Source organism: Falsiroseomonas sp. (assembly GCF_051859025.1).
Taxonomy (GTDB): domain Bacteria; phylum Pseudomonadota; class Alphaproteobacteria; order Acetobacterales; family Acetobacteraceae; genus Falsiroseomonas.
Window position 1 is genome coordinate 40,957 of record NZ_JBHYGL010000008.1, and the last position, 11,812, is coordinate 52,768.

10 protein-coding genes are annotated in these 11,812 nt (G+C 72.6%); 1 reads left to right on the plus strand and 9 read right to left on the minus strand.

The genetic code is table 11. The features are described from left to right. Positions 1 to 2 precede the first annotated feature (2 nt). The 3 genes from ACTIE5_RS10070 to ACTIE5_RS10080 form a co-directional block, all read right to left on the minus strand. Positions 3 to 2,204, minus strand: coding sequence for a ComEC/Rec2 family competence protein (locus ACTIE5_RS10070; RefSeq protein WP_439549564.1), 2,202 nt, complete (start codon positions 2,202 to 2,204; stop codon positions 3 to 5). Between the two features lie 50 nt (positions 2,205 to 2,254). Next, entirely contained in the window at positions 2,255 to 2,686 is a 432-nt protein-coding gene (locus ACTIE5_RS10075) for a septal ring lytic transglycosylase RlpA family protein (protein WP_439549565.1), read from the minus strand. 76 nt (positions 2,687 to 2,762) lie between these two features. Further along, complete coding sequence (locus ACTIE5_RS10080) at positions 2,763 to 3,500, minus strand: S1 family peptidase (RefSeq protein ID WP_439549566.1); 738 nt, start codon at positions 3,498 to 3,500, stop codon at positions 2,763 to 2,765. Positions 3,501 to 3,772: 272 nt separating this feature from the next. Between ACTIE5_RS10080 and ACTIE5_RS10085 the strand changes: the two genes are divergently transcribed. Continuing rightward, entirely contained in the window at positions 3,773 to 4,540 is a 768-nt protein-coding gene (locus tag ACTIE5_RS10085; protein WP_439549567.1) for an ImuA family protein, read from the plus strand. A 271-nt stretch (positions 4,541 to 4,811) separates the two neighbouring features. On the opposite strand, the gene glmS is transcribed toward ACTIE5_RS10085, so the two are convergent. The 6 genes from glmS to ACTIE5_RS10115 form a co-directional block, all read right to left on the minus strand. Next, a complete protein-coding gene (gene glmS / locus ACTIE5_RS10090; protein ID WP_439549568.1) occupies positions 4,812 to 6,635 on the minus strand; it encodes a glutamine--fructose-6-phosphate transaminase (isomerizing) in 1,824 nt (607 codons plus the stop codon). Between the two features lie 127 nt (positions 6,636 to 6,762). Further along, a complete protein-coding gene (locus ACTIE5_RS10095; protein ID WP_439549569.1) occupies positions 6,763 to 7,854 on the minus strand; it encodes a glycosyltransferase family 4 protein in 1,092 nt (363 codons plus the stop codon). Beyond that, positions 7,851 to 8,927: a hypothetical protein gene (locus tag ACTIE5_RS10100; RefSeq protein ID WP_439549570.1), complete on the minus strand. Its 1,077-nt coding sequence runs from the start codon at positions 8,925 to 8,927 to the stop codon at positions 7,851 to 7,853. The genes ACTIE5_RS10095 and ACTIE5_RS10100 overlap by 4 nt, the downstream gene beginning before the upstream one ends. Continuing rightward, complete coding sequence (locus ACTIE5_RS10105; protein WP_439549571.1) at positions 8,927 to 9,598, minus strand: hypothetical protein; 672 nt, start codon at positions 9,596 to 9,598, stop codon at positions 8,927 to 8,929. The genes ACTIE5_RS10100 and ACTIE5_RS10105 overlap by 1 nt, the downstream gene beginning before the upstream one ends. Positions 9,599 to 9,625: 27 nt before the next feature. Beyond that, positions 9,626 to 10,582 carry a methyltransferase domain-containing protein gene (locus ACTIE5_RS10110; protein WP_439549572.1) on the minus strand — a complete coding sequence of 319 codons (957 nt, stop codon included), beginning with the start codon at positions 10,580 to 10,582 and terminating at the stop codon, positions 9,626 to 9,628. Positions 10,583 to 11,100: 518 nt separating this feature from the next. Beyond that, the coding region (locus tag ACTIE5_RS10115; protein ID WP_439549573.1) for a hypothetical protein at positions 11,101 to 11,812 on the minus strand (712 nt) is incomplete at its 5' end.

The window sequence follows — 11,812 nt, forward strand, 5'->3', positions numbered from 1 at the left end:
CGTCAGTTCCCGCCGGGATCCACCGGCGCCAGCGGCAGCGTATCGGCGCGCCCCGGCATCGGCACCGGCGGCACCCAGGGCCGGTCCCCCCGCCAGGCGCGATCCGACACCACAAGCGCCCCCGCCGGCCCCAGCCAGGCCGCCTGCGCGCCATCCCGCCACATCGCGAAGCGGTCGATCGTCTCCCCCTGCGCGCAGCGCGGCCGCACCGGCTCCAGCGCCAGGATCAGCGCCGCCCGGCCGCAGGCCGCGGCCAGGGAAGCGGCATCCGGCGGGTCCGCCCTGCGGCCCCTCGCCGGCGGCGGGCTTCGCAGCAGCATAGCCTCTCCACTCTCCGGATGCGGCCGGAACCGGCAGGCGGCCGGGGTGCAGGCGATGGCGCCGCCCGCCACCTCCCCGCTCTCCGGCAAGGGGGTGGCCGCCGCCACGCCCAGCGCCCGCAGCATGGAATCCCGCGTGAAGTTGCTGGCGCCGGGCAGACGATGCAGGAACACGCCCTCCGCCGTGCGCAGCGCGACGATCCGCGCATCAGCGGAGACCAGGATATCCGGCGGCGGCGTCACCTGCCCCGCGGCCAGCCCCGCCGCCACCACCGGCACCCCCAGCAGCCGCGGCCAGCCCCGCCACAGGCACAGCCAACAGAAGCCGAAGCTCGCCACGCCCAGCCCCCAGCCCGGCAGCGGCACCATCACCGGCGCCGCATCCGGCCAGGCGGCCACGGCCCGCGCCACCCACAGGATGCCCTCCGTCCCCCAGCCCATCACGGCCAGCGGCCAGGCTTCCAGCCCGAAGGGCATGGCCAGCATCGCCGCCAGCCCCGCCGGCATGACCAGGAAGGAGGTCAGCGGCACCGCCAGCGCATTGGCCGCGATGCCATAGACCTGCAGCCGACCGAAATGGTGCAGCCCGAAGGGCGCCGTCGCCGCCCCCGCCAAAGCGGAGGTCGCGACCAGGCCCAGCACCACCAGCGCCACCCGCCGCCAGGCCCGCGGGCCCGTGACACCCCCGGCGCGGAAACGCGCGATCGGCCCGCGCAGCGCCTCATGCCCCGCCACCAGCGCCAGCACCGCGCCGAAGGACATCTGGAAGGAAGGCCCCGCCACCTCGGCCGGGGCCACCAGGATGACGGCGGCGGCGGCCACCGCCAGCACGCGCACCGACAGCACCCGCCGCCCCGCCAGCATCGCCACCGTCATCAGCGCCGCCATGCCGAGGCAACGCTGCATCGGCACCTGCGACCCCGTCAGCAGCATGTAGAAGGCGCCCGCCGCCAGCGCGACCAGCGCCGCCACCGGCTTGGCCGGCACCCGCAGCGCCAGCCAGGGCACCAGCGCGATCGCGCCCCGCAGCAGGGTGAACACCATCCCGATGACGATCGCCATGTGCAGGCCTGAGACGGAGAGCAGATGGGCCAGCCCCGAATCCCGCATGGCCTGCATGGCGGGCTCCGGAATGGCGCTTTGCGTGCCCGTCAGCAGCGCCGCCGCCACCGGTCCCGCCGCGCCGGGAATCGCCGCCGCCACCCGCTGGTCCAGCCAGGCGCGCAGCCCGGCCAGCAGCGGCTCCCCCGCACCCCGCTCCACCACGACCGGCCCCAGCGCGAAGCCGGACCCGCCGAGGCCTGAGAAATAGGCCGACCGCTGGAAATCCCACCCGCCCGGCACCACCGGCATCCCGGGCTGGCGGATCAGGGCCCGTAGGCTGACAACGTCACCCGGCAGGGGCCGGGCCGGATCCTCCGCCCGCATCCGCACGCGGATGGTCCGCGGCAGAGCCTCCCCGCCGGCGATCCGGGCCTGTTCCAGCACCAGGCGCCGTCCCTCCGGCAGGGGTTGCACCTCCGCCACCACGCCGGAAAGCTGGACCGCGCCGAAGGGCAGGACCAGCGGCGGCGGCATCCGCGCGGCGTGCCAGCCCGCGATGCCGAGGCCCAGCAGGAAGGCCGCCAGCAGCCCCAGCGCCCAGCCCGGCAGCAGCCAGCGCCGCGCCACCCCGAAGGCCAGCGCCGCCAGCGGCAGCGCGACCCACAAAGGCTGCCAGGCCGGCTCCTCCGCCAGGGCCAGGTAGTGCAGCACCCCCGCCCCCAGCGCCACCGCCAGCCAGGGGGCGAAGCGGCCATGCTGGTGCTCGAGCACCGACTCCGCCCCCGCCCGGATGCGCGCGGCAACGCCGATCCGCTCGGCGGGAAACAGGGCCAGGGACATGTCGCGGGATCGTCGTCATTTCCCGCGCAATATTCAACTTCTAGATGAGATCACTCGTCCCGCCCCGCATTCGCCTGGCGGCCGATCGGGCGGACCTCCACCGGCGCCGTCCCGCTCTCCCGCATGCCGAGTTCATCGGCCGTGCGGGGCGACACATCGATGATGCGGCCGCGGACATAAGGACCGCGATCCTCGATCACGACCGTCCGGCTTTCCCCGTTCCGCAGATTCGTCACCTCCGCCACCGTGCCGAGCGGCAGGGTGCGGTGGGCGGCGGAGTTGGAGCGGGGGTCGAAGGGCTCCCCATTCGCCATGGGCCGGCCGGTGAAGCGATGGGGGTGGTAGAAGGACGCCTGGCCGCGCTGGGCATCGCGCCCGCCTTCATTGGCCACCGCCTGGTCGGGCGCCATGGGGTTCAGGGCCGGTGCCGCGCAGGCCGCCAGGGCCAGCACCGCCACCATAGCCATCCGCGTCTTCCGCATCCCGCTCTCCTCCTGCTTGCCGCGCCCCCGCCACGGTGTTCCGCCTGATTGGCGCGCAGGGGACGTGGCGGAGGGCTCAGGGTTGCCGGGCGTTCACGGGATGGTGGGCCAGCAGGCGGCCGGCGGGCGCGATCCGTTCGGATTCGGCCAGGGCGGCGGCGATGGATAGGAAGAAAACCTCCCTGCCCTCGGCGCCCCGGGCGATGCCGTCCAGATCCATCCCGGTCAGTGCCGCCAGCGCCGTCGCGCCCCTGGCCCCCGGCAGGGCCGTGACCAGGCCGTGCAGCCGACCCTCCGCATCCAGCGCCGGGCCGCCGGAATAGCCCATCAGCGCGCCGATCCGGGCGGTGAAGCCCTCGCCGCGCCCCGGCATGATGGCGGAGGGCCGCGTCACCACCCCCACCGCCAAGGCCGGCCCGGCGGAAGGCGCGCCCAGCGCCCAGAGGCGCTGCCCGGCCGCCGGCGCCTGGCGCGCCACCGGCACCGGTTCGAAGACACCCTCCGGCACCGCCAGCACGGCCAGGTCCATCGCGTCACTGCGCGCCAGCACCCGGGCCTGCGCCCGTCCCACCCCGTCGCCCCGCCGCGCCTCGACCACCGCCACGCCCTCGGGCAGCAGATGCGCGCTGGTCAGCAGGCGCCCCGGCGCCACGGCCACGGCGGAACCGAGCGGCGCGCCATGGCTGGACAGGGCCGCGAAGCCCCAGGCGGCCACGGCCGCGGCCGGCGTGGCCCGCGCCTCCTCCGCCGGCAGGCGGGCGCAGGCGGCCAGGGACAGCAGCAGGCCCAGGCTCCAGCAAAGGGCGACTCGCATCCCGATGGGTTCCGGTCAGAAGCTCCCGGGTTGTGCGGCATGAAGGTTAACCCGCCGTGTGGTTGGAAGAAGCGCCCAGCCCTCTCCTCACATCCACTGCAAGGATATTCATGCAAATATCTGTTATAAAACAAATGTGGTGGATCATATCGCTTCCGTCTTCCCAAATGGCTTGACCGCGACCACCTCGGGGTCGGAACATAGCAAGAACAGCCATGGCCCCCGACATCCCTCCCCCCCTCGCCGCGAATACCCCGCCGGACGGTCCCCCCATGGACGCCCTGCCCATGGACGCCCTGCCCATGGACCGGCCTGCCCTGATGGCCGCGCTCCGCGCCCGCATCGGCCGCCTGGAACGCGGCGGCGCCGCCGCATCCCTCGCCCGCGCGGCCGCCGGAACCGTCGCGCTGGCCGATTCCATCGACGCCGCCCTGCCCGATGGCGGCCTGGCCCGCGCCGGGCTGCACGAGATCCTGGCCGCCGAACCAGGCGCCGCCACCGGCTTCGCCAGCCTCATCCTGGGCCGCGCCAGCGCCATGCCCGGGGGCAACGCCCCCATCCTCTGGATCGGGCCGGACCCGGATGCCTGGCCCTCCGGCCTCACCCGCTACGGCCTCTCCCCCGCCGACCTGGTCATGGTCCGCGCCCCCCGCCCCAGCGACGCCCTCTGGGCCATGGAGGAAGCACTCCGCTGCCCCGCCATCGCCGGCGCCCTGCTGACCCTCTCGGACATCGACCTCACCGCCGCCCGCCGCCTCCAACTCGCCGCCGAAGCCGGCGGCGCGCTCGGCCTCCTGCTCCGCCCGGATACCGAAGAACCCGGCCCCTCCGCCGCCCTCACCCGCTGGCGCGTCAACGCCCTGCCCGGCCTCGGCGGCACCCAGCACAACCTCGGCGACCCCAGCTGGTCCCTGGACCTGCTGCGCTGCCGCGGCGGCCAACCCCGCACCTGGACCGCCACCTGGCGCACCACCCTCGACCGACTGGACACCGAAGGGGACACAACCCCGATGCCGGCGACAAGGCGACGGCGGGCCTAGCGGGGGGCTGGGTTGCGTGGGTTGATTCCAGGAGGGGCGTTGCCCCTCCCGGACCCTCCCCACCAGGGTCCAGCGGGACCCTGGACCGCGAGAAATGGGGTGGGGAGGGAGGGGGCGGATGCGCCCCGGGGACCGGGGGGGCCGGCCCCCCCCCACCCCGCCCCCACCCCACCCAATCCCCTTGGTTTCCAACGGCCCGCTGGCCTTTGGTGGGGGAGCGCGAGGGGGCAAAGCCCCCTCGTGAATCACCGGCGCGACGTCAGTCCCCCCGCTATTCCACCGTCACGCTTTTCGCCAGGTTCCGGGGTTGGTCCACGTCGGTCCCTTTCAGGGCCGCGACGTGGTAGGCGAGGAGTTGCACGGGGATGCTGTGCAGGATGGGGGCGGCGAAGGGGTCGATGCTGGGCAGGGTGATGACCTGTTCGGCGAAGCGGCTGAGCGCCCCCGCGCCGGCGGCGTCGGTGAAGGCCATGATCCGCCCGCCGCGCGCCGCGGCTTCCTGGAGGTTGGAGGCCGTCTTCTCGAACAGCGGTCCGCTGGGGCAGAGGGCGATCACGGGCACAGCCGGGTCGATCAGGGCGATGGGGCCGTGCTTCATCTCACCTGCCGCATAACCTTCGGCGTGGATATAGCTGATTTCCTTGAGTTTCAGCGCGCCTTCCATGGCGATGGGGAACATCGATCCGCGGCCCAGGAACAGCACGTCCCGCGCCCCCATGATCTCCCCGGCCAGGGCCTTGATGCGGTCATCCTGTTCCAGCACGGCGGCGGCGTGGCCCGGGATGGCCAGCAGCGCCTGGGTCAGCCGTTCCTCCTCCGCCGCATCGATCGTGCCGCGGGCGCGGGCGAAGCCGAGGGCGAGGCAGGCCAGGACGGAAAGCTGGGCGGTGAAGGCCTTGGTGGAGGCGACGCCGATCTCCGGCCCCGCCACCGTCAGCAGCGCGGTGTCGGACAGCCGGGCCATGGTGCTTTCGGGCACGTTGACGATGGACAGCACGCGCTGCCCGCCGTCGCGCAGCAGCCGCAGCGCCGCCATGGTGTCCGCCGTCTCGCCCGATTGGGAGACGAGGATGGCGCCGCCGCCGGGGGCCAAGGGCGGGTCGCGGTAGCGGAGTTCGCTGGCGACATCGGCATCGCAGGGAATGCGGGCGAGTTGTTCGATCCAGTAGCGCCCGACATGGGCGGCCAGGAAGGCGCTGCCGCAGGCGGAGAGCGTGAGGCGCGGCACCACCGCGGGGTCGAAGGGCAGGCGCGGCAGGCGCACGGCGTGGGTGCCGGGGTCGAGGTACTGGCGGAGCGTGTCGCCGATGACGGCGGGGTGCTCGTGCAGTTCCTTTTCCATGAAGTGGCGGTAGTTGCCCTTGCCGACCGCGGCGCCGGAGACGGCGGTGACGACCACGGCGCGGTCCACCGGACGGTCCGTGGCGTCGTGGAAGCGGGCTCCGTCCTCCGTGATCTCCACCCAGTCGCCTTCCTCGAGATAGGCGATGCGGCGCGTCAGGGGTGCCAGGGCCAAGGCGTCGGAGCCGAGGAACATCTCCCCCTCCCCGAACCCCACCGCGAGGGGCGCACCCTGCCGGGCGCCCAGCAGCAGCTTCGGGTGGCCGGCGAAGATGGCGGCCAGCGCGAAGGCGCCATGCACGCGCTTCAGGGCCGCGGCGAAGGCGGCGATGGGGGCCAGGCCCTGGGCCAGCAGATGGTCCAGCAGGCGGACGAAGGTCTCGGTATCCGTCTCCGTCTCGAACACCGCGCCTTCGGCTTCCAGTTCGGTGCGGAGTTCGGCGTGGTTCTCGATGATGCCGTTATGCACCACGGCGACGCGGGCGGTGGCGTGGGGGTGGGCGTTGCGTTCGGTGGGGGCGCCATGCGTCGCCCAGCGCGTATGGCCGACGCCGGTGGTGCCCGGCAGCGGGTCCTGCGCCAATACGGTGGCGAGGTTGCCGAGCTTGCCCTCCGCCCGGCGGCGATCGATGTGGCCATTCACCAGGGTGGCGATGCCGGCACTGTCATAGCCCCGGTATTCCAGGCGGCGCAGCGCCTCCAGCAGCAGCGGCCCTGCATCGGCCCGGCCGATCACCCCCACGATCCCGCACATGAAGCCGGCAGTCCCCCTGTAGCCCTGTCCCGGCGGACATTAGGCGAGGCACCCGCGCCGGTGAAATGCTGCGCCGCCGCAAACCGTCGCGCTGCCCGATCATAAGATGCTTCGGGGGATTGCGGGGCTACCCCCCCGCCAGCCACTCCAGCACCGGCGCCGCCATCACCCCCGCATTGAAGCGCGCGGCCTGCGGGATCGCCTGCGCCGCCAGTTCCGCCTGGACGCCGGGATTCGACATCTCCTCCAGCGCCGCCACGAAGCCATCGACGGAGAAGGGGTCGAAGAACAGCCCCGCCGGCCCGATCACCTCCGGGAAGCTGGAACTGAGCGAAGCCAGCACCGGCTTGCCGAGGCTCATCGCCTCCACCGCCGGGATCCCGAACCCCTCATAGACCGAGGGATAGACCAGGAATTCCGCGTGCCGCAGCAGCCGGTACTTCGCGAATTCGGAGATGAAGCCGGTGAAGCTGATGCGCGCCTGGGCTTCGGGCGACAGCTGCGCCAGCGCCTGGTCCGCCATCCATCCCCGCGCGCCGATGACCACGAAATGCAGGTCATCCGCCGCGACGGAGGGTTCTTCCAGCGCCCGCAGCAGCAGGCGCAAATTCTTGCGGGGCTCCACCGTGCCGATCACCACGGCGTAGCGGCCGAGCCGGATGGCGGGCTGGTTGCGGTCCATCGCCTCGAACTCGGCGGGCCAGTCCACATACTGGTACATCACCCGCGCCTTGGGCCGCACCCAGGGGACATAGGCGCACAGCGCCTCCCGCGTCGCTTCCGAACAGCAGAACACCGCCTCGTCGGAGGCCAGCTGGTCGCGCAGCGGGTCCAGGTGGAAGGCCACGTTCTCCGGCATGTGGGTGTCCGGCATCACCAGGGTGCTGATGTCGTGGATGGTGCTGGCTTCCCGCGCCGCCGCCCCGGGGCTGGGCTTCACGGAGGGGTAGAGAAGCGGGATGGCGGGGTCGATGGTCGGCCGCGCCGCTTCCTGCCCCAGCGATTCCATGTCGGCGTGGATGGCGTCGCGCAGATAGGTCCCGGTGCTGATCCGGATGGCCTGGCGCACCGCATCCTCCGGCAGCCCGTTCGGGCCGATGCAGAAATGCAGGCGCAGATGCGGGTCCAGCGCCTGCACCAGGCGGCGCGTGAAGACCGGGATGCCCGTCCACTGGCTTTCCAGCAGCGGCGTGATGTCGAGCGTCAGCGCGGGCTTCATGGCACCTGCCCCACCGTCACCGGCATCAGCCCCAGCTGCGGGCGGATACGCTGCACCGTCACATCCCGCCCCAGCCAGGTGGTGATCAGCGACCGCGGGGCGGAGAGCGTCCCGCTGCCCGCCAGCACCACCGCCGCCGCCGCATCCAGCACGTCCCGCCCGAAATGCCAGAACGGCACGCCGGCATGGAGCGTCAGCCGCCCCCCCGCCAGCGCCGCGGGGTCCGGCATCCCCGCCACGAAGCGGACGGACCAGGTCGAGCGCCGCGGCAGGGCGACACCGGTCCGGCTGAAGGCTTCCAGCACCGCCTCCACCTGGTCCTTGGTGGCGGCGTCGTCGCGGTCCAGCGCCGGCAGCCCGATCAGCAGCGGGTCCTTCGCGGGATCCAGCACCGTGTCCCGCACCTGCTTCGCGAGTTCCACGACGAAGGGATGGTCGCTCAGCGCCGCCAGCGTCAGGGGCACGAAATGCGGCGGCTTCAGCAGCGGCACGCCCGCCATCGCCTCCTTCTCGCTCAGCACGCCGGCCTGGCCGTGGTTGCCGGGCAGCCAGATGAAGGGGGTGTATTGCGCGGGCTCGCTGGCCGGCGTCACCGCGAAGCCCAGCGGCAGCAGCGGCGGGCGGACCCAGCGCGCGCCCAGCCGGAAGGACATCGTGCCGTTCACCTGGGAAGCGAGGCCCGCGAAGGCTTCCGGCACCAACCGTACCAGGCGCCGCAGCGCCGCTTCGCGCGAAGGCATGCCGAGGGGGAAGAAGAACATGTGGTTGCGCAGCCCGGGCAGCAGCCGCAGCGTGTTGCCATCCGTCAGCGCCAGGTGGTCCTCCGCGCCCCCGGCCTGGGCGTCCAGCCATTCGCGCGCGGCGCCATGGGTGAAGATCTCCGGCCGCGCCACGAAGCGGATCTCGGTCTGCTGCGCCTCCGCCGCCTGCATCACCAGCAGCAGCGCCAGGCGCAGATCGGGCGGCAGAACCGCGTCGCGCAGGCAGCGCCAGGGATAGATCGAGCCCGGCAGCTCGATCTGCGAGAGATGGACGGCGGGCACGGAGACCAGCAGGACGGGCCTCGCGCTCATCAGGCCCCCGCCGCCACGGGCGCGGATGGGGCCGCCGGCATGGCGAAGATGAAGGCGGACTGGACGGGGGATGGCAGCAGCCGGGGGCGGGACCGGAATTCCCCGCTATCGGCCAGGATCGACAGCAGGCCGAAGGGCGTCAGCGCGCCGCGGCGCATCAGCTTCTCATAGCTCGCGAAGCCCACGGGATCGGCCGGCCGGCCCAGCACGTAGCCATAGGCCGCCCGGATGAAGGCGGAGAGCCCTTCCCGCGCGATGAAGCGGGTGAACAAATCCCCGCACCCCGCCAGCTGGTCGATCGAGCGCAGCATGGTCGGGTCTTCCGCCACCACCGCCGCCACCGTCTCGCAGTCCCGGTCGGTGGCGTGGCGGATGGGCAGGCTGGGCTGGACATGCAGCACCGCGCCGGTGGCGGGTTCCACCAGCCGCAGCGTCTGCGCCGCCAGCGCGTCCGGCGCCAGCGCCGCGCGCAGGCGGAAGGCGCACCAGCCGTAGCGAAGCTGCGCCTCCATCAGGTCCTCGCGGAACAGCTCCGCCCGTCCGGCGGCCACTTCCGTCCCATCCTCCAGCAGCACGGCCAGCGCCAGGCTTTCGGCGGGCTGGTCCGGGTCGCAGGCCCAGCCCTCGATGACGCCGTGCTGCGTCACCGCATCCAGATGCGCCAGCTTCATGCCGCCCGGTCAGTCAAGGCACAGGCGTCAGTCAAGGCGAACCCGCCGGGCGATGAACTGGGTGGAGATGCGGTCGAAGCCCGGCAGGCTGTGGTCGCGCGCGACGTGCAGCGGCTGGAAGCCGAGTTCCTTCAGGATGCCGAAGACGATGTCCTGGCGCAGCACATGCACTTCCGGCTCCTCCACCGGCTTCGCGGCCAGCCAGGCCGCGGTGTCGTAGCGATAGCCCTCGAGGTGCGTCAGCAGCTGGAACACCGCGATGCCGCCCACCCGCATCCGGCCGAGGCAGCGGCGCAGGATCTGCGCCTGCAGCGGCGGCGGGTTCCGGTGCAGCACCATGCGCGAGTAGAAGAAATCGTGCTGCGGCACGTCCAGCGCGCGGATGTCCTTCACCGGCGCCAGCGCGATGTTCCGCCGCCCCGCGATGCGCGCCGCCTGCTGTGCCAGTTCCAGATGCGGCTCGGAGATGTCGAACCCCGTCACCTTCCGGAACAGGCCGGCAAGCGGCACCGTCACCCGCCCCACGCCGCAGCCATACTCCACCGCATCCGGGTGGTCCGCCGGATCGATCTCCAGCGCCGTCAGCCGGCGCTTCAGCACCTCGATCTCGTCGCGCCCGGTCTTGCCGAAGGCCTCGAGATTGGCCTCCACCAGCGCCGGGCTGAAGCGCTTCTCGCCGAGCACGGAGAAATAGGGCTTCTCCTGCCCCAGCGCGGTCCAGACGCGCCTGACCTGCGCCAGCATCCGTTCCGCATCCTTGGCGGAGACCTCGATCTCCATCGGCACGGGGTCGTAGCCGGCGGCGCGGCGGATGGTCGGGGTGGCAACGGGGCCATAGGCCACGCGCTGGAATTCCGCCGATCCCATGATCCGGTCCCGCAGCGCGCCGATATCCGGCGCCGCCGCCAGGTGTCCCGCCACCACCGCATCCGATTCGGGTGCGCGTCCCAGCAGCAGGCGATAGGCGGCGGCCACATCCTCCACGGTCGCCTTGCGGTCGATCGGCTTCGGCGCCGGCTTCTTCGCGGGCTTCGCGCCCGCGGTTGCTGCCCCAGAGGTTGCTGCCCCGGAGGTTGCCGCGCCAGCGGCTGCGGCTGCGGCGGTGGCTGCGGCTGGCGCCACGGCCGCGGGTCCGGTTGCACTCGTCTTCGCTGCGCTCACGACCGATTGCTTCCTCGTCTCAGGCTTCCCGGTCTCGCCCTTGGCCGGTTGGGTGCCGTCGCCATCGGCCTGCCGTGTCCCGCCACGACGTCGGGCGCCGGCATCCGCACGTGAAACCCCCTCAGCCACCAGACACACCATGCGCCATCGCCCGCCCCTGCCCGGCCAGGCCGGACAGCTGCGTCGTTCCGCCACGATATGGCTGTTGCTCAACCCCCCTGACGCATGACACGACCTGCCACGCGACAATTGATGGCGTCCTTGCCACCAATGCGCGAATGGTACAGCTAAAGCGACCGCGCGCCAGTCCCGCTGAATACAAGATAATTGTCTAATACTCCTCAGGTCACGTCGAACAGGTGGCCCAGCAATCCGGCCAGCATCCGCTCCGGCGACACGCGCTGTCGAGGGGACATCACGCAGAGACTGCCGGCCTGTTCCTCCAGGTGGAAGAAGTCGAAGACACGCTGGTAGCCCGGCCGGCGGTCGCTCACGTCATGGATCATCACCAGCGGCGCCGGCCCCTGCCCGCCCCGCGCCGCGGCCATCAGCGCGACGGAGATGCAGCAGGCCACGCGGAAGCGGCCATCCACCAGCACCAGGTCGGGGAAGCTGCCCCGGCGGTCCCATGCCTCCCACATCGCGGCGATGTAGCGCGGCCAGGGCTTCACCTGGTCACGGTCCACCGGCGATCCCCAATTGCCGACCTTGCCGATATTCCCATGCACCAGGCTGCACCGCCCGGCCGCGGCTTCCGCCGCCACTTCCTCGTCCCGCAGCACGCTGGCGAGCCAGGCGGGGTCCGATTCCACGCCGACCACCGCCTCGAACCCCTGCCGCACCGCCAGCAGGGTGGACCCGCCCGTGCCGAATTCCGCGTAGCGCCGCCGCCCGCTGCCGAGCACCTGGCGGAACAGCGCCAGCTCCTCCCGCGACATCCGCGGCAGGCCGATCTTGATGGCCGCACCCGGCGCTTCGGCGGAATCCTGTTCCCCGGCAGGCCCGGCATCCACCGGCGTGGCATCCCGCGCGGGCGCCTCGGCAGGCTTCCGC